Raw genomic sequence first — 21010 nt, 5'->3', positions numbered from 1 at the left:
GAAGGTGGTGCCTATTCTGCGGCCACTTGGGGGTGCGGGTGTACCATGGAGTAACCGCCGCGGTGATAGACCAGAGGCGCATTGTCGGACGCGTCGTAGGCCGTAACCCTGCCAATCAGGATCCAGTGGTCGCCGCCATCGAGAATGGTTTCGCGCGCGCATTGGATCGTGGCGCAGGTCTTAGGCAGCAGCAGACACCCGCCCTGCCCTTCGGTCACATCGATTCCAGCGAACTTGTCATCGCTGCGGCGGGCGAACTGGTTGGACAACCCGATCTGGTCATGCGCAAGGATATTCACTGCGAAATGGCTGGCCACCTTGAAGGTCGGATAGCTCGAAGATGTTTTTACAAGGCTCCACAGGATCAGTGGCGGGTCCAGCGACAGGGAAGTAAAGCTGTTGGCTGTGACGCCGACGCGCCGACCATCGGACTGCGCTGTGATAACGGTAACACCAGTGGCAAAGCAGCCGAGTGCTGCACGAAAGGCGCGCGGATCGAACCCGTCCGCTGCGGGGAAATGTGGGGTGGTCATACGGACCTCCGGGGGTTGGCTTTTCATGAATGGGTGCGGCCCGCCCCAATTGGTGACGCGGACCGAGGGCGCTGGGTCAGAACAGGGAGGGGTCCGGCTCCAGGCCCATCAGCGCGCGCCCGAGGATCTGCGCGCAGATGTCATAGTCAGTATAGGCATGCGCCGCGGTCATATGGCTGTTGCGGAACAGGCGCTGTGCCTCGGCGTCGTCGAACCAGGCCGACCCGCCCGAAGCCTCGAAAAGGCGGTCAACGGCGGCGACGAACATCTTGACCGCATAGGCTTGATTTGTGCGCCAGAACGCCATCTTGGTCTCGTCAGGATAGGTGCGAGTCTCGGCGTGGGTGCGCATGTCTTCCCAGGTCTTTTCCAGAAAGGCTCGGCCGGCCGCGACCTGCTGGGTGCTTTCGGCCAAGCGCATGCAGGCAGGAATGGACTGGCCCACTTTGGCACCGGTATAGGCCCGCACGCGGCTCTGGGTGCGTTCCGTATAAAGTTCGATCATACGCTCTGCGATGCCAAGCGAGACGGACGAGAAACAGCTGGCAAAGACATAGATGAACGGCACGTGGTAAATCTGGCTGTCCGGGTAAAGGTCGCCACCTGCCGACGTCAGCGTCATCAGCGCCGGCACGCTTTCAATACGGTAATTCGGCACAAAGGCGTCCCTGACCACAAGCGTTTTTGACCCGGTGCCGCGCATACCCGCGGTGAACCAGTTGTCCTTGATCTCGTAATCCGCGCGCGGAACGATGGCAAAGCTGTAGACCTTGCCCAGCTCATCATCGTCGCGCAGGAAGCCGAGGATCGCCCAGGTCGCGTGATCGCAGCCCGAGGACCAGCCGAATTCCCCAGAAAACCGCACTCCGCCCTCGACCTCGGTCGCTTGACCGTAAGGCGCGATGGAAGACGAAGAGAGCGTGTCAGGATCATCGCCCCAGATCTCGTCCTGCAATTCTTTGGAATAAAGCGCGATCTGGTGGGCGTGTTCGGCCAGCAGCGAGAACGCCCAGGCCGTTGATCCGCAGGCGGTGGCGATCAGCGCGATGCAATTCTCGAAATCCGGCACGGACATTTCAAGGCCGCCATAGGCCTTGGGCTGAAACGCCCGGTGCAGGCCGGTGCCTTTAAGCAGGTCGATGTTTTCCTTTGGGACCATGCGGCCCTCGTCCGCTTTGTCGGCATTGGCCTTGATCTGCGGCAGAACGGCACGGACGCGTTCTATCATCGTGGTGGTATCGTCAAACATGGGTCTTCTCCTCCCCTTGGGTTTCAGTTTGCCAGAAATGCGATGGCGGCATCGCGAAAGCGGGCGTCGGATGTGAGGGCCACGTGGCTGGGGCCGTCGATCAGTTGGTGTGCTGCATGAGGCAGTGCAGCGCGCAGCCGGTGGTCGGGTTGCGCGACTGCGTCATCGCGACTGTTGAAAATCAGGATCGGGACCCTTGCATGTCCAAGCCGCTCGTCGCTCAGGACCGGATTGGCAGGCCGTTCCAGAACAGCGGCAAGGCAGGCTGGATCGCTTTTGCTTTTTGCCGCATAAGCCAAGAGGGCTTTGACCTGCGGCGGCGCGTCCGCAGCTTCGCCGCGCAAGGCCGCCACGATTGCGGGGCCAGCAGCTTCCGGGGCAAAGATGTTGTCCCCAATACCGCCCAGCACCAGCCGCCCATAGGCACCGGGGGTGCGGGCTTCCAGTTCCAGCAAGAGCTTGGTCCCCAGCGAAAAACCGATGACCCCGTGCAGCCCGCCCGGCAGTTTTGCCGCGGCATCGCTGGCAAGGTCGGCGTATTCGGCAGGTTCATGCGATCCGCCCTCAGGTCCGTGGCCTGGGATGTCTACGCCGATTGGCTCAAACCCGGCATTGCGCAGGGCGATGTCCCAACCATCTGCCTGCCATGTGGCCCTATACGAACCACCCCAGCCGTGGATCAGTGCAACCTTTTTCATACGGTCTTTCCTTTTGCTGCGGCGGCGGCCTTGGTCAGATCAGGCGTATCAGCCCCCGCGAAAACCAGGGCACCGCGTACCTCGCGGAACCTCCAGCCGTCTGGCGTGGCGACACAGTCAAAGGTGAAATCAGCCAACGAGGTCGGTGCCCCAAGTGCGATAGGCCGCGCGCCCATGCCGGAAAACACGGTGACTGTCGCCGTAAGACTGGTGCCATCACCAGGCAGTGCCCGAATGTTGCTGCACAAATGACGCGTGGTCCGCTGTCGCTCGGCCGACAGGTCGCGGCGCGCGGTGAAATAGCGGGTCAGCTCCTTGGTGCCTTTTGCACGAAAGCTCTCAATCACCAGCGCGCCGTCCTCGGTAAAGAGAGAATCGCCAGAGGGATCGTCGACCTCATCGACCACCGCCCAGAAGCGCAGGACAAGGTCCTGCACTTCCAGAAACTCTGCGGCGGAAAGGTTCACGATCCCACCGTCATGAAGGTCTCGGCCATCTCATAGCCCCAACCGTTCATCACGTCGATCAGCTGCGGCGGGTCGATGTCACAATCAAGCGGCGTCGCATCAGCAGGGAACTGCTCCATCCCCGATGAGAACTCGTTTCGGTTGCCGAACGGATCGAAGGCGTAGGCGTAGTTGTTGGTTCCGAAGCCGGTCGACTTGCCCAAGCCCGCGTTGTGCCGCCCCGGTCCGAATTCCCAGCGGTGGCCGGTTTCAAGCAGACGATCCGACAGGCGGAAGTAGTGGTTGCCGTCTTCCACGGCAAAGGCCACATGGTGCAACCGGTCCGCCGGGCGCGTGGCCTGCATGTAGGCGATGTCGTGGTCATAGTCAGAGCCACGCAGCCAGACGCCCGCAAGCTGCCCACCGACTGAAATATTCAGCGAGGATTTGAATCCGATCATCATCAGGAAATCGCGCATCACCGCCGGATCGACTTCGCCCAGCAGGTTGATGTGGTCCATGTCGCAAGGAACGTGGCTGCCTTTGGCATCAAAATCGGAAATGCCCGCGCGGCGTTCTGCCCCACCGATGCACAAACGCAATTCGTGGCCTGAAGGCAGGTGCAACTTCAGCGTGTCCCCTTCACCGGGACGGCTGTCGCCCCTCAGCCGTTCGGAAGCGACACCTTCTTTCGACAAGACGCTCTCGACGCGGTCAAGATCCTCCTGGTCATCGACACCGAACGAGAAATTATCCAGCGACTGCGTGCCTTTCACCAGCGTGATATCGGCAGCCTTTCCGCGGCATGCCAGATGTGCGGACTTGTCGTCGCGTGACAGGACGGTCAGGCCAAGGACGTCCTCGTACCAGGTGAGTGCCTTTCCAAGATCGCCAACATAGACCGAGGCGTGATCGAGACGGTTGAACCCCATGATATTTTCCTTTCGTTCAAGCAAAGTTTGTTCGGGCGGTGAATGCAGTGGCACCGCCGCTTGATGGGTGTGATTCAGACAGACGCACCTTCTTTGTGCGGGCGAACGCCCGTCAGCATCGCGGTATCTGCAGTGTCATTTAGGGAATGGCGCAATCGCGCCGACAGGCGTCAGCCCGTAGCCATATAAGATTTCAAGTCGATATCCTCCCTGAGGCTCTTTCGAACCAGATCTAAAACGGCAACCTCCCCGCTGCCGTGAAACAACTGTAGACCACTCTTCAATTTGAACAAATAGTCATTTTACTAATTTCACTCCGTGGAATTGCGGTCTATCAGGGGAATGCGCTGGAATCTGCTTCGCGCAGTCGGCATATGAACACCGGGCATCACTGCTGAACATCGATGCCTTACATAAACAGGACGACGCATGACTGACACGCCAGACGATCACAACGACGACAGGATTGTCGGCATGGGCTATCGCACGACAAACCGCGAACGCCGCGCGCAGATCGGCGCAACCCGGCGGGCAAAGTCACGCAACAGACTGCTGACAGCGGCGTTCGAGTGCTTTGGACGCGAGCACGGGCGCATTGTCCGGATCGAGGATATCTGCAAGGCGGCCAGCGTCGCGCGCGGCACCTTCTACAACCATTTCGACGATCTCGAGCAGCTGCGCTATCACTTGCTTGAAGAAATGACCGGGGAATTCGACCGCGCCGTGCATCACATGTTCGGCCTGCTCGAGAATGCCGCGGAGCAAAGCGCCGTGGCCATCCGCTATTACCTGCATGCCGCCGCCAAAAATCCGGCCTGGGGTTGGGCGATGATCCACGCAAGCGCACCAGGTCATACATTTGGCGAGATGGTCTGGCACAATTCGCTGGTGACGATCCGGCGCGGTCTGGATGAGGGGTTGTTCCACATATCTACCGCCGAGATCGGGCGCGATATCCTGATGGGTACGGTTTCGGCAGCCATGGTATCGATTACGCGGGGCGGCACACCGGCGCGTTACCCCGAAGAGGTCTCGGCGCACATCCTGATGTCTTTCGGGATGCCCGCCGATGTCGCGCGCGCGCTTTCGAACCGCCCTCTTCCCGCCTTGCCCGCCATTGCCCATGAAACCATCGTTATCGCGTCAATGCCCGCGCTCGGCGATATCGCGGACTGATTATTCGGTATCAAGACGCGCCGCCGGGTAATCGTCGGCGTTCAGCACCCAACCGTCCTTCATCGAAAAATCCATGCGCGGCGGCGAGAAAATATCAACGATCTGCGTCTGCGGCGACACCCAAAGCGTCGTGTGGATCGCGGGCGGCGGTAGTATGGTGACCGACGGGCTCGAACATCGGATGTGCATGTCCTCGCGCCATTCGCCCATGTCCGAGGTCCAGGGCCAGCGCAGAAAATGCTCGAAATCCCCCTCCAGCGTCAGGCTGATCTGCTCAAAGCTGGCGTGGTAATGCGGCGAGACTTTGGAGGCATCACGCGGCGCAGTTAAGCGCGGCAACACGTTCACCATCATTGTCGTACACCGGAAAAGCCGGCCAAAGCGGCCCTCCCGTTCGGGCACATCAAGGTCATAGGCGCGCAGCCGAAAACCGCCCACCGGATCGGGCCATTGCTGGAACGGCGGGATGTTGGTGTTCACGACAACTTCGGGGTTGCTGCACTGCGCCACCAGATCGGCAGAGCGCGTGGTGAAGAGAAAGCTCACTTGGCCCTTGCCCCGGATGGTCATCGTGCTGTCCCCCGGCGGCACGATGAACAGGTGATATCCTGGATGATCCGTCACCACCCCATCAGAGGTTTCGATGTCAATTCGGACCGCAGGATCGGTAGACAGGACCATGTATTCATCGATCTGGCCCCTACGGGTGAAGGACGCAGTCCCGTCAACCTCGACCAGCCTTACCACCAGATTGGTGCAGCGCATCATCCACGCGCGCCAACCAGTGCCGGTTTCCTGTGGGGGCGTCTGACTGAAGTGGCCCACCTCGGGGGGGCAGAACGGGCCGGAAAAGCTCCGTTCTTTTGCCATAGACGTTAGTGCTTTGCGCGGGTCGCTGTCGTCAAACATAAAGGGTCCTGCGTGATGTCGTGGTTGTGGCCTGTTTCGCACTGCTGTCCGGAAGGCGCACGTGAAACGCGCAGAAATTCCACACTGCGAAATTAGAGCTCAGACTATTTGAGCAAACGCTCCTCGGGTGGGATGACGGTGGCGAAAGGGAGACCCATCATGACAAGAACGCTCGTCATCCTTGCCCACCCAGACATGACCCGCAGCCGCATCAGCCGAAAATGGGCTGACGCCATCCACTCCGCATGCGACATCAAGCTGCATGATATTTACGCGTGCTATCCCGATGGAATCATCGACGGCGCGGCAGAGCGGCAGTTGATCACTGATCACGACCGCATCGTGTTGCAGTTTCCTCTGACGTGGTATTCGTGCCCACCCCTGCTGTCGGTCTGGCAGACGGAGATAATGAAGCGCGGCTGGGCCTATGGTCCGGGCGGGCGGGCGCTGCGGTTAAAGACTCTTGGCATCGCGTTTTCCACCGGGTCGAACGCCCGCGACTATGCGCCCGGCGGCCGCTATGGCCGCACGCTGGAAGAAGTCACTGTGCCGTTCGAACTGATGGCCGTGCACACCGGTATGCACTACCTCCCGTTTTTCGCGCTAACTGGCGTGCGGGAGCTGGACGATACCACTGTGGACGCGTCGACCCGCGCCTACATCAAGCACTTGCGCCACGCCGCACCGAGCATCGTGGCGTCTGGCAGGGACGACAATCGCACAAAAACAGTCTACCCCAAAGACGTCGCGTCCGACTGAGGCAGGCGTCCTGCCTCACAGGCATCAGCCGCCTCGCGCAACTCAACCTTCAAAGCGTTCACGTCCACCTGCGACTTTGCAAAATAGGTGATGCCGAGTGTGCCGACCAATTTCTCACCCATGCGCAATGGCACCGCTATGGAATGGGTCTCGGGCTGGACGTTTCCCATTCGTTCGCCAAAGCCGCTCGCCCGTGTCAGCGAAACAACCGATGCGGCACGTTGCGAAATGGCCTCGACTTCTTTCTCGCTGGACGCCGACTTTTGCAGCAGCGCCACCAGATGCTGGCGTTCCTCCGCTGGGCAGAAGCCAAGGTAGGCACGCCCGTGGGCGTATTCGAGCAGGGTCATGCGGCGATTAATCGTCGATTGGTAATGAGACAAAGGACTTATCGGGATCGTTGAAAAACGGATCACCAGCGCGTCCACGTCCAGCGTTGCCAGCGCTGTGGGCCAGCGCGTGCGCTGCGTCAGGTCCTCCGCCGCGGCTCTGGCAACTTCGAAGACTTGCGGCAATCCGTGATGCCCTGCCCCGAAGGCCGCGACCTTCTCGGTCACGCAGTATCCCGCTTGCCGTCCAATCTTGCGCACATAGCCCGCCACCATGAGCGTTTCGAGCAGACGCACGACGGTGGGTGCCGGTAAACCCGTCTCCTCTGACAGGTACTGCACCCGGACAACTGGCGCGCGGTTCATCAACTCGAGGATACGCAAGGTTCGCTCCACCGAGCGTACTATCTTTGAAGGTGCAGGTGTCATGTCACTTTTGGTAGAGCATGAACGTCTGTGCAGGAAGCTTCTCTTGCTGGCGCATGGGAAATTCCGTCGCAAGGGGCGAAAAGATGCCGTGCATCTGCCCGATCTAAAATGTAAGCGGACTTTCGACAAGCGAATGCGGACGTCCGGTTCGTCCCGCACTGCCGCCACTCACCACCTGAAAATGCTGCATGATGCACGAATGGCCGGTTCGGTGAAGCCGCGCTGCAGCGTGGCCTGACTCAGTCAAGGTCGGGTTTGGGCCCCAACCAAGCGCCCGTACCAAAGGCAAACACTTTCATCAAAACGCTGAATTCAGATCAGGACAGGAATTGTCCGGCCCACAAGCCATTGGCATGGACACCCTTTATCAATCATCCCAATAGTCGTCGTCTTCCTCTTGGTGCTTGGTGTCGGCACGTCAGGAGCACAAGCAACAAGCATTAACGCCGTCTGCATCGCCTTTGCTGTCAATATAAACCGTTGCGTAGCATTCTGAGCATTATTGCTGGGTCATTTTGACTTTCCTTCGTTCGACGTGGCTAATTTAAAGACGTGCCGAGAGTATGGCGCTCTACCCTTTTCCAATCTTTGCCAGAAACGATTCCCCAGTTTCCCTGCATGTTCGGGCGGCGCCAGCGGGGTGTGGACATCTTATGAAGTGCGCTGAGTGCATCTTGGAATTGAGCGAACTGGACTTCATCCCCCTTTGCTCCGACTGTGTACTTGCCATTGCGCGCGAGCCCCGGGTGAAACGTGCCGCCGTCGGAAGCCACCGGAACGAAAACAACTTCGCCTGAAAAATCGAGTTCTTGTGGTTCGGGTTTCTCGTCTTCGGGCAAATCCCAAATGGACGGGTAAAACTCCTTACGGCCCGCAAGCCATTCCTTGGCGCTGCTCGCCGTGACAGAGTGTCCAGACTTTCGCACGAGGCAGCTTTCCCCGCTTGTCAACAGGTTGCGGATTCGTCCCTCGGACACGCCGCCAAAGACTGCGAGGGCAGGTATGCTCACCTCGCCTTCTTCCTCCAAATCATCGCTGGAAATGGACGCAAGGCTGAGACCAGTATCCATCGCATGCCGAGACAGGGCCAAATCAATGAGCAACAAAATGTTGTTCGCGTCTTTACCCAATCGCACGTTCCGCCGCCAGTCGCCGAGTTTTAGGGGGAGTGCTGCAACCCAACTTTTTCTCGTTTTAAATGGAATAGCCGAAGGTGCTGCACCCAAAAGGCCATATAGCCCAGCGTCATCAAGAAATTTGGTGCATTCCCACCCACCTGAGACCGGCGACACATTGCCATCGAAGGGCAGTGCTTTCCAATCCCAGTCCATTGGTTGGTTTCCCGGAACAATGGCGGAGATTTTGGTGTCGACCGCTTCTGCCCCCAGAAGCCCTTCGAGTTCGTTAAGGCAAAGGAAGAGCGCTTCCTTCAGTGGGAGGTCATAATCACGCAAGTAACGAGCGTGAGGGATTTCTTCAGCATACCAAGCATCTCGGCGTTGGTGTGCGGACATCTGTGACGGAAGGCTATCAGTTTTCATGGATGCGTCCTTTATCGATGAAAGTTGCGAATATCGGCGCGGACCTTGCGGGTTGCGCGATAGTCAGATGGTGTGGATGAGGCGATGACGCAGCCCGCGTCGAATTCGAGCCGAATATGGCCACTGCCGGTGTGTCCTATATGAAGCAAATCTACGCCTTCTGACTGGCACATTTTGAGGTATTCTCGCTTGGTCTTCCTCATGGCTAAATCCTGTAATTATTAATTTCACTATTAACATGCGATGGAAATACCTCTCCTGTAAAGAGTGAATTTCATCCTTCACGGTTCTCCGAGACCTCGATCGTTCGGCTCACTGAATCCCTCAGGCCATCTCGCAAATTACACCACCTTGACGGACGTGACCCGAGACAATTATCCCGGTCCGAAAAAAGGGGCCTACTTCTCTCCCTCACTGATCGTTTAACAATTGTTGGAATCTCGATTGCATTATTAAACGATCACGCGCCACCCCGTCCTCAGGGTGGCGCAATTGCAATCAAGGAATCAGGTCAGGATGCAACGCGTAGACTCTCGTCTGGGAGGGGTAATCCGGCAACTTAACCTTTTTTTGAAGGTGCCGGCCATCTCCCGGTAACAATGCCCCTGACTCGTTGGCGATCTTGGCCATAAAGCTCGGCGCATGATCGCCGCAAACTTCACGGCTCCACGCTTCAGGCAGGACGTAGTAAAGCCATGAACCGTCGCCATTCTGTACGCGGTATCCGCAACGATCCCGAACCGCGAAATCATCGCTTTTCTGGCAATCCATGTCTGGATCCTTCTGGACGATACGTTCGAAACGAGCCGCGCCATGCGCTTCGAAGAAATGCTTGAGGTCCCGGAGAGCGTTCAGTTCCTCCTCAGATTTTGTCCCTCCCCGATGAGCCTTCCAGGCATCGAAACAGGTTGCGGTCGCTTCTTGAATGCTGCCGCTCTGCATCGGCAGAACCCCGAGCTCCACTGCAAGGATGCCCGCCGCACCGGCCAGTGCAAAACGCTCGGCGACCCGCCGCACTTGCGGATCGTCAGCGATATCGGTGAGGTTGGAGACAATCTCTTCGCGAAGGGCTCGGGCGCGATCGATCAGACGGTCATGATCCTTGACGAGCTCGGTCACAAAGGCGCGTCCGGCATGGCCGTAATGCGTCTTTGCGATGGAAGACATCCTGTCGGCCAGCTCTCCAGGATGGGCGAAAGGTGCGTGGGACTCAAAGCTAGAGGTGGTCGCGGGAATTCGGACCAGTAGTTAAGGTGGATCAACTTGTGAAAGAGATGATCCAAAATGACGAAACGAAAGAACCATTCGCCTGATTTCAAGGCCAAGGTTGCGCTTGAAGCGATCCGCGAAGAAATGACAATGGCGGAGTTATCGAAAAAATACGGCGTGCATCCGACGCAGATTGGGACTTGGAAGCGTGCCGCGATTAAGAATATGGCTGCGGGTTTTTCTAAACGAGGCGGTGATCCAGCGCAGGTCGATGACGCTGCGATAGACAAACTTCATTCCAAGATTGGTCAGTTGGTGGTGGAGCGCGATTTTTTGAAACGCGCCTGGGATCGTTGAGCAAGGATCGCAGGCAGATGTGCATTGAAAGAAACCATCCGAAGGTCAGCGTGCGGCGGCAATGCCAGATGCTGTCGCTGGCACGTTCAAATCTGTATTACGCTCCAAAGGGCGAGAGTGCTGAGAACCTGGGGTTCATGGAATTGATCGACAAGCAGTTCTTGGAAACACCATGGTATGGATCTCGGCAAATGGCACGACACATGCAGCGTCATGGTCAAAAATGCGGTCGCCATCGTGTTCGCCGCCTGATGCGGCTTATGCGATTGGTTCCTATTTATCAGACGCCAAACACGAGCAAGAAACACCCCCAGCATAAGATTTACCCCTACCTGCTCCGGGGGCTGACGATTGATCGGCCAAATCAGGTCTGGTGCGTTGATATTTCCTACATCCCTATGCGGCGCGGGTTTCTGTATCTGGTTGCGATCATGGACTGGTTCAGCCGTAAAGTTCTCAGTTGGCGTTTGTCAAACAGCATGGAGGCTGTCAACGGCGGCGTAACAACCTGCCATTGGGGCGGAGCAAAAGTCGGCCACTTGGTTACGCGCCTTGGGGCGTGATGCCATTAAGTAGCAAGCACGTTCCATGGCGCGTTGGCCGTCAGGCCAACCTGATGATGTGTTAAGTTTTGGTACGCTTTGATTTGCTCTGATTGAGCCTGTAGCTTTCACCATTCATTTCCAGAATGTTCACGTGGTGTGTCAGCCGATCCAGTAATGCGCCGGTCAGTCGTTCTGTGCCGAAGGTTTCTGTCCACTCTTCGAACGGCAGGTTGCTGGTGATGAGTGTTGATCCACGCTCGTAGCGTTGCGAGATCAGTTCGAACAGCAGTTCAGCGCCTGTTTTACTGAGCGGCACAAAACCCAGTTCATCGATGATCAACAGGCTGACCTTAGCGAGCTGGCGTTGCAATCGCAGCAGCCGTTTCTCGTCTCGCGCTTCCATCAACTCGTTCACCAGTGAGGCCGCCGTGACAAAAGCGACAGGCATGCCCTTTTGGCAGGCGGCCAGGCCCAACCCGAGGGCGATGTGGGTCTTTCCAGTGCCAGATGGGCCAAGTGCGATGACATTCTCCCGCCGTTCGACCCAATCACACCGCGCCAGATCCAAGACCATCATCTTGTTCAACGACGGGATTGCCTTGAAGTCGAAACTGTCCAGGCTTTTGACGGCTGGGAACTTGGCCGATTTGATCCTGCGCTCGACCATGCGGCGTTCGCGGTCGATCAGTTCAAGCTCGGTCAGCCGGGCCAAATAACGGACATGATCCACGCCCTGCGCGGCACAGATGCGCGCGAGCTTGTCGTGTTCACGCTGGAAGGTCGGTAAGCGCAGGGTTTTGAGATGGTTGGCCAAGAGCAGTTCTGGTGCATCGGTCATGCGCCACCTCCATCCAGCAGGCTCATGTAGGATGCGGCTGATGTCGTCGCGACATGCGTTCTGGGCAGAAACGGATAGAGATCCAAATCCAACCGAGGCTGCTGCGTTCAACGCGGCATAGCACAAGGTGTTTGATGGCATCAAAGCTGATGGCTCCCATTTGAAGCGCATCTTTGACTGCATTGTGCAGCACCTCCATCTCAAAGCGTTCCAGCAGACGGAGGACCTGCACGTACTCGCGCTTCCCAGCCTTGCCCTGCCGCGCTTCCAACAACCGTTGCAACGTTGAAAATGCATCAGGTAGGTTCCAGTTTTGCAACGGAGCTGCCTGATCAAAGGCCATGATCTTACGCTCAATCAGTCGTAGATAATGCACAGGGTCAAAGGTGATATCGTCTTTGTCGTATGACCTGACATGCTGCGCAATCACCTCAGCAGCGCAGCCAATAACGACCCGATCCACAAATCCCTTTATCCAGACCTCACGGTGACCAAAGGCCACCGGCACTGAGTAATCATTGCCGCGATAGCGCACCACGGATGTCGATGTGACCTGGCCACTGCGCAGGTCGCAAGCTTCAAACGGCGCATCTGGCAAGCCCTGCATCGCAGCCAGATCAGCCTGCAATCGTTCACCGATGCTGATCTTATAGCCGCGCAAGATGTCTGCTTGCCGTTTGCAGCACTGTTCTTCGAGGTAATCGTTGAACGCTGCCCAACTCGCAAAGCGGGGCATTGGTACCATGAAGTTACGACGAGAATAGCCGACGAGACCTTCGACTTTACCTTTATCGTTCCCCTTTCCGGGGCGACCGTATCGGTCTCGGACCACGTAATGCGACAGCATCGCGCTGAACCGCTGTGTTCTCTGACGTTCGCCATTCGGCATGATCTTTGCAACCAAGCAACGGTCATTGTCGTAGAGCACCGACTGTGGCACCGCTCCAAAGAACGCAAACGCGTGAACATGCCCATCCAACCAAGCCTCGGTGTTCGCGGCAGGATAGGCACGGACATAACAGGCATCACTATGCGGCAGATCCAGCGCGAAGAAATAGGCTTTCTGCTCAATGCCACCAATCACAACCAACGCTTCGCCAAAGTCGGCCTGCGCATGTCCGGGCGGATGGCTCAACGGCACGAACATCTCACGCGAACCGCGCTTCTTGTTGCGCACATAATCTTTGACGATGGTGTACCCGCCGTTGAAGCCGCATTCATCACGGAGCCGTTCAAAAATGCGCTTGGATGTGTGTCGCTGCTTACGAGGGCGCATCTTGTCTTCCGCCAACCACCGATCAATCTGATCGATATATGCATCCAACTTCGGGCGTTTAATCGCCGCCGTCCGCCGGTATCCAGGCGGCTCAGAATGCGCCAACATCTTCGCAACACTGTCCCGGCTGATCCCAAAATCCCGAGCTATCTGCCGCCCGCTCAACCCATCCTGAAAATGGGCGCGACGCACCTTCAAATATAATTCCACAGTGAATATCCCCAAACCCTCCCATCAAATGAAAGGGCCAAAGTGGCCGACTTTTAAGCCGCCCGCGACCGCACTACGCCGCCGCTACCGTGGTCGAGTATTGCTCCGCCGATCACACTCTTTGTAAAAACCTGATGATGCGCGTTGCGCGTTAACGTTCAGGCTGTACGAATTTCAAGCTGTTGCGACAGGTCCATTAAGCACCGCCTGTCCCTGATTATACCGTCAGGCACACACCGACCGGAATGCCCAGGTGCGATGCAATTTCGGATCTTTGGATGATAGATTCATCCAATTATTAAAATAGCAGATTTTGAGATGTCTAGCAACGGTAGCCATGCTATAAGGGGTCTGATACCGGAGAGTGCAGGATAGTACGTTAGAAAAAATAGCGCATTGAAATTGAATGATTTTTCTGACCGCGCCAGCCCCTCAAATCTTATTGTTTTCCGCGCCTTTACAATGCCTTGTTTTTACAGGTTTATCTAATCCTTAGCGTGATTTTCTGCACTGAGCCGTAACAGACCCCTTGTAGGCTTATGGCCTCCCATGCCCAGGATATTGTCTGATGTAGGTGGCGGCGTCCCCCCCCCTACGGTCGTCCCGAGCTTCCAGGCTCGCCGCCTCTGCTTGATCAAGCCTCTACAGTTATTTTGATGCAGGCGGGATCAACACCAAACGTTTCAGCTAGACGGCGTTTCGCTTCTGCAATCGAAAGCGGTGCTTCATCGGATCCTTTAAAAAAAGGACTGGCATTATCGGCACTACTGGAAGCTGTATCGTCGGCTGCGGACCCCGCTTCAGGCAAGAGCGAGACGGTCGCTATTGGTGGAAATTTTAGCCCCGCACCTGCCCCAACAAGAGTTACGGGTTCTCTTGTTTCTTGCTGATAAAGAGAAACCCAAACGCCGCGGCCTGTTGGAATGCTGTAGCCCGCCTCCTTCCGCGCCTCATAAGCCCGGTTGAAACGCGAACGCATCTCGTCACCGTCGATCAGATGAACCTTAGCGAATTTTGGGTCGTCCTTGTGGTCAACTGACACTGGAACGACTGCATCAACGTCATCCAGCGTCCCCCAACTGTCATCACCTTCTGCGCGAGGAAAAGCTATCCATGTGTCTTGAGATGTACGGATTGAAATCACCTTGCTTTCACCACCTTTTGTAATCCGGCGAAGGCTCGATTTTCCGGTCCCTACCATCCGTTCAATCTGCCAACCGTCCTCCTCCAGAACCTTCTCAGCGATCTTGAACAGCCGAGTTTTCATTGGTCCCTTTGTAGGCGTTCCAAAAATGTTAGTCATTTTGTTTTCTCCTAGAATATTATAAATTTGATTTATTCTCTCTTTTTGTCCGAAGAAAAATACAAAATCAAGAAGATTTCTAGTTTTATCTGGTAATACCACAGTTTGTTCCAGAACAAACTGTGGTAGTGGCGCTTCAAGCGCAGAGTTACCCCCAGCCCCGCCGTTGAAAGAATGTGCAGCCTTGCCTCCTTGGAGGCCTAGTGAGTTCACATTATTTTAATGGTGGGGCGTCGATACTGGGTGAGGGCTTTGACTTCTAGGGCACGAACGGGTTTTAAAAACACGCGCGGCCGCCCAGGGGTGCGGAGTTCCGTTAAATAGGCCCAGAGGGTATTGCCAAGTTGTTGACAGGGTTTGGTAGAGGTATGTCTGCCTCATGAACCTTCCAATCGATTTGCCGCCCCTGAAGGGCTTCCGCTACCCACGTGAAATCATCGCGCTCGCTGTCTGGGCGTATCACCGGTTAGCCCTGAGCACGGCTGATGTTGAAGACCTATTGGCTGCTCGGGGTGTGATTGTCAGCCGGGAGGCGATCCGACTGTGGGTTAATCGCTTTGGGTCGCATTTTGCAGATTGCATCCGCCGCGAACGTCCGCGGCCGAACGACAAGTGGCACATGGATGAGGTCGTGATCACGATCCGGGGCAAGAAGCATTGGCTGTGGCGCGCGATCGACGCAGATGGAGACGTTCTCGATATTCTCGTGCAGACACGTCGGAATGCCAAAGCAGCAAAGCGCTTTTTCCAAAGATTGGTTTCACAGTTTGGCGAGCCGAGGGTGGTCATAACCGACAAATTGCGCAGCTATATCAAGCCGGTCAAAACACAGGCTCCGAACGCTGACCACCGGGCCCACAAAGGCCTAAACAACGCGATAGAAGTTTCGCATCGGCCAACCCGCAAACGAGAGAAAATAATGGGACGGTTCAAGTCTCACCGGCAGGCACAGAGGTTTCTATCCGCGCACGACCAGATCAACCTCATTTTCCGTCCCCGGCGCTATCAACTCACAGCAACCTCATACCGCCACGCCCGCAACGATGCGTTCAGCCTCTGGGCCGATTACACCGCTGAGATGACTGCGTGATCCACGCCTTTCACAGGGAAGCACAATCTGCTGTCGACAACTTGGCAATACCGATAACCGAGCTGGGCGGATGATATCGCCACAGCCGTCCCGTCCTGGCTCACAGGCCAGATGAACTTGCCCGCCTCAAGCCGTCTCAGATACAGCGACATGCCAACCCCATCATGCCAGAGCAATTTCACCAAGTCGCCTTTACGCCCACGAAAGCAGAATGTCTCACCGGCATGTGGATCGCGCCCAAGGCCCTGCTGGACCGACAACGCCAAGGTGTTCATCCCGCGCCGCATATCCGTCACCCCACCTGCAATCCACACCTTCGTGCCCGCCGGAAACGCGATCATGACCGCACCATCAGGCCATTAAGCAGACGCACAGCAGCCTCCATGTCAAAGCCGGAGGGGATCGCCACGCGACACCGAGGGCCAAGGTCTATCGTCATACAGGCGCTGGCGGCGCTGGAGCATCATCACGGCCAGAACCGTCTTCGATCTGAAGGACGCGCAAAAATTGCGGGCCAGCCGCAAGCAGCCCATTCTTGTGCCTATATCGCCAATCGTAAAGCTGTGATCGCGAAATATCATGGCGCCGTGCGATCTCAGCCAATGTCACGCCATCGCAATGACTTTCCTCAACGATGCGGGCTTTCTCGTCATCCGTCCAACGGCGACGACGGCCGGTATCAGAGACCGACAAAACTTGAATAAGGCGGGTGTCTTCGTGTGCGTCCATAAGGACACCCCATAAACTTTCAGCCCGCTAAACAGCCAGACGGCCCTCGGCGGATGTTTACTGTCTATCACTCCATGCGCCCCCAGCTGATTCAAGTCGGGGCAAGGTTGCACATGGGTCAATTCTCGATGACAATTTCTGCTGGTGCAGGGTCAGTTCTCAGTGACAATCAACAGCCAAGACCTTCGAATCTTCCAAAATCGGAGATCGAACTGGCCGGAAACAGGAAAACAAGGATGATTGAGGGGATTTTGTATCTGTGTTTATAATCGATTGGGGGTATTTTAATATACTGACTCAAGAAAAATGTGACACTTGTCCACAGTCTCGAAGCCCTTGAAAATAGGCGCTTCGCCGCACAATGACAAAGCCTGCCTGCAAGACCCCCTGCCCCCCACACCAGAAAAAGCTGGATTTATTGTCATTTGTCAGTGTAACTCAAAAAAAACAATTAAAACGAATGAGGGCAGAAATGGGGAACATATCCCAGGAGCAGGTCCACGGGTCGGAAGCTTTGGCAGGCTATTCCGATAAAATTTCCGAGGCTCTGGACACACATTTGTCGTACCTTTTGGCACCTGAAGAGCGAAAGATGCTACGACGTTTCTCGGTACGCGAAGTCGCGCGGTTCCTGAAGTTGAACGAGAACACATTCCGTCATTACATCAAGAACGCCGACGGGCGCATGCCCATCGGCGAGCTGGTTGGCGGCAACCGGCGCATGTTCAAAGCCGAAGATATCGACAATATTCGCCAGTTTCTATTCAATGATGGAAAAATAGCGCCTGAGGCTTACCCCCGCAGACAGGGCGATCAGAAGCTAAACGTGCTGTGCACATTCAACCTCAAGGGGGGTGTCAGCAAGACATCTTCAGCCATCTTGGTTGCACAGCTTCTTGGCCTGCGGGGCCATCGTGTTCTTTGCATAGACTTGGACCCGCAAGCGTCGATGAGCGATATCTTTCAGGTCAGGCCAGATATCGATGGATCTCCGTCTATCTACGAGGCCTTACGTTACAACGACCCCGAGACCGGTTCGGGTCCGAAATCCATGCGCGATGTGATCCAGAAGACATATTTTCACAACGTGGATATCGCGGCATCGGAAATGATGCTGACCGAATTCGAATACGAGACGGCCATCTCCTTCAAGACAGGCATGGGCGGAGAGCCGTTCCACCGCCGTATGTCAGCGGCGATCGCATCGGTTGAGGCCGACTATGACGTCGTGGTCTTTGACACCCCTCCTCAGCTTTCCTTCTCGGTGATCTCTGCGCTTTTTGCGTCAACCGGACTGATCATCCCGCTCAACGCCTCTATGCTCGACAGCATGTCCTTGGGCAAGTTTCTGGGCATGGCAGGAGATCTCATGAAAGCGGTCGAGGGCAGTTCGCGCAAGAAGGATTACGATTTCATCCGGTTCCTGATCACACGGTTCGAACCCACAGATAGCCCACAGGTGCAGATGGCCGGGTTTTTGCGAACGATCTTCTCGGGTGCGGTGCTGAAGCAGGAATTCTTGAAATCCACTGTCATCAGTGACGCGTCAAATTCCAATAACACCGTCATGGAGCTCGAGCCGTCCTCCTTCACCCGCAAATCTTATGACCGGTTGATGGACAGTGTGGAGCTTATCGTAGACGAACTGGAGGAGCTCTGCTTTGCAGCTCGGCACAGGTCAGCGCGCGAGGCCGCTGCGGAAAACTCCCATTCGGATGATAACGCGCGGAGGGCCAGCTGATGCCGCCGCGCAAGAACCTCTTTGGGGGCACCATGGCGAGCATCGCCGCCAAAAGCGCCGATCAGGAAAAGCAAAACGCTGAACCAAAACCTTCCACATCACCCAATGACCAGCTCACATCAAATGACAGTCAAGGGGCAGCCCGCAAAACAGCGCCAACCGTGCGATATTTCCAGATGGGCATGCAGGAGGAGCTAAGCCGGACTGCGCAGGACATCGACACGGCCCTCATCGACGAGAGTCGTTTTGCAGACCGCCTCAATATCGAGGACGGCATCCATGATCTTGCCAACAGCATCCAGACCCGTGGACAGCAGGTTCCAGTTTTGGTTCGTCCCAAAGAAGACGAAGGTCGCTACGAAGTCGTTTACGGCCGCCGCCGGATTGCCGCATGCCGCAGCCTAGGTAAACCTGTCAGGGCTTTTGTCGTTCAGATGAGCGACGAAGAGGCTCTTGTCACGCAGGGAATCGAGAATAACTCGCGCCTCGAGACAAGCTTTATTGAACGGGCCCATTTTATTCATCAGATGGTTGAATCCAAAGTCTCCTACAGCGTCATAATGGAAGCCTTGGGGATCGAAAAATCACTGGTAGGACGCATGGCCCGGATCTATCAGGCGATCCCCTACGAGGTCATCAAAGCGATCGGACCTGCCCACGGGATCGGTCGGCGCATCTGGGAAAGCCTGCGTGTTGCGATTGATGCGAAGTCAGACAAGAATCCAGCCGCGATCTCGGCGATGGTCGATACATCGCTGCCCAGCGAAGACCGGGTAAAGGATCTGATCGAAAGATTGAGAGACAAGCCGTCCCAACCGACTAAGCCACGTCCGACAGAGATCGGATCAGGCCAAGTAACTTTCCTGAGGCGCGGCTCAAAACTTGAGATCAAGGCACAGTCGAAGGACAGCGAAGCATTTCTGGGATTTCTTGAGGAACGTATGTGCGTTATCTACGCAGAGTTCGCCGAAATTGAAAAAGTTAATAAAGAATAAAAACAATGACTTAAGCAGCGGTCCGCGGTCCGTGAAGCTGAGCTCAACCCAAGGCCCAATATAGGGTCCAACAACAACGAGCAAAAAAGGAGCAGACAGGAGCGCAAAAGAAAACCCCCCAAAGCCGGAGCTCTGAAGGGTTCTCAAGTATCGTTGCATTTACTTGATACTCGCCTTCCGAATCATTTTCAACATCGTTTTCGGTGAACGGGGAAGTTTTGCCGTCTGAAATTTAGTATGACATATATCAACCCCTCGGTTATGCTGGCGGGGCACAAGGATCCTTTGTGTCAACGCCCTGCAAAAGGCCAATTCCACATCGACCGCTGGGAGGTGCTCCAGCTGGTGAAAGATACCGCTGCCGTGCTTGGCCTATCCGATCGCGACATCGCTGTACTGGGGGCCCACCTTAGCGTGCTCCCCAAAGGGCCAATAAAGTCAGGCCAGCTGCTGATGTCTTTCATGCAAGTATCGGCCATCCTCCCGCGTGCCAACTGCATGGAGGAGCGCGGGTTTCGTCGATCAGAAACCCGTCTGGACGAGACTGGTCTTGTGGCCCGTAAACTATCTGCTAACGGCCGCCGCTTTGCCGTGCGAGACGCGTCTGGCCGGATCGTTGATGCTTATGGCATCGATCTTGAACCCCTCTTTCTGCGCATCGACGAACTCAGAGAGATCAGGGCAAGGCTTGAAGAAGACAGGCAGCGCAAGCGTGCGCTGATCTCACGGGTCACCGCACGTTTGTCGGAACTAAAGCGATGGTCCACGGACCATATAGGATATGTGCCTGACGTCCTAAGCGATCTCGCTTTGCTCCTGCGCAATCTGTTCCGGCGCAAGACAATCAGTGTTTCGGATATCTGTGAAGCCGAAAAACGGGTCGACGCTATTGAAGTACAGATCATCCCCAAGCCAAAACAAGAAGCTCTATCCGCAACAGCGGAGCAACCTACCCTCCCCTGCCCTGCCCCATCCCAGAATTCAGACCGCTTGCATATTCCATCGGAGCCCGTCGATGGATGCATCGGGAAAGTACCCTGCCCTGTGGCGGACAAATCTGCCGCCGATGCCGGACATATTGACCGGCACATAGAGTCTAAACGAAAAGAATATATAAAAAGACCGGCAATTGGCAGCAGAACTGCAGACCTCAAACTTTCGGATCTACGGGGAGCTTGGTCAATGTGTATCCAGATCAGCAGCTTTTACCCAGACGGTCCTCGGACTGCGCAGGACCTATGGGACAAGCTGGTTGAATTTTCTTCTTTTTTGGGACTTGGACAAAAATCCGTCTTGAATGCTGTGACAGAAATTGGATGGCGAAATGCGTTGCTCGTACTGGATTATATTGCTCAGAAGATCGCTACAATCAAAGCTCCTCAAGCCTATCTGGCTAAGATGCTCGAAAGTTATCACCAAGGTGATGCCATTGCAGCGGGACGCGTATGCCGAACAGGACAGTATGCTAGGCACGTCGCCTAATGTGTCTCGAACCATTTCAAAAGGGGTTCGGAAGAAACAATATTTTGAAATCTAAGATGAACTTCGGAAAACAGTGGGAGTTATGAACGGCGTCAAGAACGATTAGCCATAAGCAATTTTCTGTCCACGCCAAGCCTCACGCATTTCGAGCGGCAGCTATTGTGCCATTTGTTGTGCTAAGGCATGGGCTGACATCTACTTAGATGCCCTGCGTTTAGGTTCAGCATATCGGGC

Annotated in this window: 22 protein-coding genes and 1 pseudogene; 9 read left to right on the top strand and 14 right to left on the bottom strand. The window is 56.0% G+C overall.

What is annotated here, in order from left to right:
- Positions 1 to 11: 11 nt before the first annotated feature.
- The 5 genes from RGAI101_RS20860 to RGAI101_RS20840 all read right to left on the bottom strand — a co-directional run bounded on the left by RGAI101_RS20860 (position 12) and on the right by RGAI101_RS20840 (position 3858).
- Positions 12 to 533, bottom strand: a complete 522-nt coding sequence (locus RGAI101_RS20860; protein WP_008230212.1) for a flavin reductase family protein — start codon at positions 531 to 533, stop codon at positions 12 to 14.
- 76 nt (positions 534 to 609) lie between these two features.
- On the bottom strand, positions 610 to 1782 hold the full coding sequence (locus tag RGAI101_RS20855; RefSeq protein ID WP_008230178.1) for a p-hydroxyphenylacetate 3-hydroxylase oxygenase component: 1173 nt from the start codon (positions 1780 to 1782) through the stop codon (positions 610 to 612).
- A gap of 23 nt (positions 1783 to 1805) precedes the next feature.
- Entirely contained in the window at positions 1806 to 2480 is a 675-nt protein-coding gene (locus RGAI101_RS20850; protein ID WP_008230267.1) for an alpha/beta fold hydrolase, read from the bottom strand.
- On the bottom strand, positions 2477 to 2947 hold the full coding sequence (locus tag RGAI101_RS20845) for a nuclear transport factor 2 family protein (RefSeq protein WP_008230169.1): 471 nt from the start codon (positions 2945 to 2947) through the stop codon (positions 2477 to 2479). Before RGAI101_RS20845 ends, RGAI101_RS20850 begins: the two co-directional genes overlap by 4 nt.
- Positions 2944 to 3858, bottom strand: a complete 915-nt coding sequence (locus RGAI101_RS20840) for a VOC family protein (protein ID WP_008230170.1) — start codon at positions 3856 to 3858, stop codon at positions 2944 to 2946. The genes RGAI101_RS20845 and RGAI101_RS20840 overlap by 4 nt, the downstream gene beginning before the upstream one ends.
- Positions 3859 to 4287: 429 nt before the next feature.
- Here RGAI101_RS20840 and RGAI101_RS20835 point away from each other — a divergent pair, with 429 nt between their 5' ends.
- Entirely contained in the window at positions 4288 to 5034 is a 747-nt protein-coding gene (locus RGAI101_RS20835) for a TetR/AcrR family transcriptional regulator (protein ID WP_037230578.1), read from the top strand.
- Here the strand turns inward: RGAI101_RS20835 and RGAI101_RS20830 are convergent, their stop codons facing one another.
- Complete coding sequence (locus RGAI101_RS20830) at positions 5035 to 5943, bottom strand: hypothetical protein (protein ID WP_008230248.1); 909 nt, start codon at positions 5941 to 5943, stop codon at positions 5035 to 5037.
- Positions 5944 to 6102: 159 nt separating this feature from the next.
- Between RGAI101_RS20830 and RGAI101_RS20825 the strand changes: the two genes are divergently transcribed.
- Positions 6103 to 6702 (top strand): NAD(P)H-dependent oxidoreductase, encoded by a 600-nt coding sequence (locus RGAI101_RS20825; RefSeq protein WP_008230286.1) that lies wholly within the window; start codon positions 6103 to 6105, stop codon positions 6700 to 6702.
- On the opposite strand, the gene RGAI101_RS20820 is transcribed toward RGAI101_RS20825, so the two are convergent.
- Positions 6675 to 7460 carry a DNA-binding transcriptional regulator gene (locus RGAI101_RS20820; RefSeq protein WP_037230576.1) on the bottom strand — a complete coding sequence of 262 codons (786 nt, stop codon included), beginning with the start codon at positions 7458 to 7460 and terminating at the stop codon, positions 6675 to 6677. The two genes, RGAI101_RS20825 and RGAI101_RS20820, sit on opposite strands and share 28 nt — an antisense overlap.
- Between RGAI101_RS20820 and RGAI101_RS22055 the strand changes: the two genes are divergently transcribed.
- On the top strand, positions 7459 to 7698 hold the full coding sequence (locus tag RGAI101_RS22055) for a hypothetical protein (RefSeq protein ID WP_157044782.1): 240 nt from the start codon (positions 7459 to 7461) through the stop codon (positions 7696 to 7698). The genes RGAI101_RS20820 and RGAI101_RS22055 overlap by 2 nt on opposite strands.
- A 301-nt stretch (positions 7699 to 7999) precedes the next feature.
- On the opposite strand, the gene RGAI101_RS20815 is transcribed toward RGAI101_RS22055, so the two are convergent.
- The gene (locus RGAI101_RS20815; RefSeq protein WP_008230303.1) at positions 8000 to 9001 is read right to left on the bottom strand and encodes a hypothetical protein; all 1002 of its coding nucleotides are present in this window, start codon (positions 8999 to 9001) and stop codon (positions 8000 to 8002) included.
- Between the two features lie 498 nt (positions 9002 to 9499).
- Entirely contained in the window at positions 9500 to 10168 is a 669-nt protein-coding gene (locus RGAI101_RS20810; RefSeq protein ID WP_008230232.1) for a putative inner membrane protein, read from the bottom strand.
- Positions 10169 to 10285: 117 nt separating this feature from the next.
- On the opposite strand from RGAI101_RS20810, the gene RGAI101_RS20805 reads away from it, so the two are divergent.
- Both RGAI101_RS20805 and RGAI101_RS20800 read left to right on the top strand, forming a co-directional pair.
- Positions 10286 to 10567 carry an IS3 family transposase gene (locus tag RGAI101_RS20805; RefSeq protein WP_008230222.1) on the top strand — a complete coding sequence of 94 codons (282 nt, stop codon included), beginning with the start codon at positions 10286 to 10288 and terminating at the stop codon, positions 10565 to 10567.
- A gap of 17 nt (positions 10568 to 10584) precedes the next feature.
- On the top strand, positions 10585 to 11130 hold the full coding sequence (locus tag RGAI101_RS20800) for an IS3 family transposase (RefSeq protein ID WP_083792127.1): 546 nt from the start codon (positions 10585 to 10587) through the stop codon (positions 11128 to 11130).
- 61 nt (positions 11131 to 11191) lie between these two features.
- On the opposite strand, the gene istB is transcribed toward RGAI101_RS20800, so the two are convergent.
- The 3 genes and pseudogenes from istB to RGAI101_RS20785 all read right to left on the bottom strand — a co-directional run bounded on the left by istB (position 11192) and on the right by RGAI101_RS20785 (position 14841).
- Positions 11192 to 11950, bottom strand: coding sequence for an IS21-like element helper ATPase IstB (istB, locus tag RGAI101_RS20795; RefSeq protein ID WP_008225471.1), 759 nt, complete (start codon positions 11948 to 11950; stop codon positions 11192 to 11194).
- Positions 11947 to 13445: pseudogene (gene istA, locus RGAI101_RS20790) on the bottom strand (IS21 family transposase). The gene istB and the pseudogene istA overlap by 4 nt, the downstream one beginning before the upstream one ends.
- Positions 13446 to 14070: 625 nt before the next feature.
- Positions 14071 to 14841, bottom strand: coding sequence for a hypothetical protein (locus RGAI101_RS20785; RefSeq protein ID WP_198133763.1), 771 nt, complete (start codon positions 14839 to 14841; stop codon positions 14071 to 14073).
- Between the two features lie 277 nt (positions 14842 to 15118).
- On the opposite strand from RGAI101_RS20785, the gene RGAI101_RS20780 reads away from it, so the two are divergent.
- Positions 15119 to 15829, top strand: a complete 711-nt coding sequence (locus tag RGAI101_RS20780; protein ID WP_008230163.1) for an IS6 family transposase — start codon at positions 15119 to 15121, stop codon at positions 15827 to 15829.
- Here the strand turns inward: RGAI101_RS20780 and tnpB are convergent.
- Both tnpB and RGAI101_RS22670 read right to left on the bottom strand, forming a co-directional pair.
- Entirely contained in the window at positions 15805 to 16170 is a 366-nt protein-coding gene (gene tnpB, locus RGAI101_RS20775; RefSeq protein ID WP_008230225.1) for an IS66 family insertion sequence element accessory protein TnpB, read from the bottom strand. The genes RGAI101_RS20780 and tnpB overlap by 25 nt on opposite strands.
- 94 nt (positions 16171 to 16264) lie before the next feature.
- Positions 16265 to 16558 carry a transposase gene (locus RGAI101_RS22670; RefSeq protein WP_050763284.1) on the bottom strand — a complete coding sequence of 98 codons (294 nt, stop codon included), beginning with the start codon at positions 16556 to 16558 and terminating at the stop codon, positions 16265 to 16267.
- 361 nt (positions 16559 to 16919) lie between these two features.
- On the opposite strand from RGAI101_RS22670, the gene repA reads away from it, so the two are divergent.
- The 3 genes from repA (at position 16920) to RGAI101_RS20755 (ending at position 20776) form a co-directional block, all read left to right on the top strand.
- Positions 16920 to 18299: a plasmid partitioning protein RepA gene (repA, locus tag RGAI101_RS20765; RefSeq protein ID WP_083792125.1), complete on the top strand. Its 1380-nt coding sequence runs from the start codon at positions 16920 to 16922 to the stop codon at positions 18297 to 18299.
- Positions 18299 to 19294, top strand: coding sequence for a plasmid partitioning protein RepB (gene repB / locus RGAI101_RS21415; RefSeq protein WP_008230269.1), 996 nt, complete (start codon positions 18299 to 18301; stop codon positions 19292 to 19294). The genes repA and repB overlap by 1 nt, the downstream gene beginning before the upstream one ends.
- Positions 19295 to 19531: 237 nt before the next feature.
- Entirely contained in the window at positions 19532 to 20776 is a 1245-nt protein-coding gene (locus RGAI101_RS20755; protein WP_008230290.1) for a helix-turn-helix domain-containing protein, read from the top strand.
- The last annotated feature ends 234 nt before the right edge of the window (positions 20777 to 21010 follow it).

This window comes from Roseobacter sp. GAI101 (assembly GCF_000156335.1).
In the GTDB taxonomy this organism is placed as follows: Bacteria; Pseudomonadota; Alphaproteobacteria; order Rhodobacterales; family Rhodobacteraceae; genus Sulfitobacter.
The sequence above is the reverse complement of the archived record's forward strand: the minus strand, read 5'-3'. Positions and strand labels throughout refer to the sequence as shown.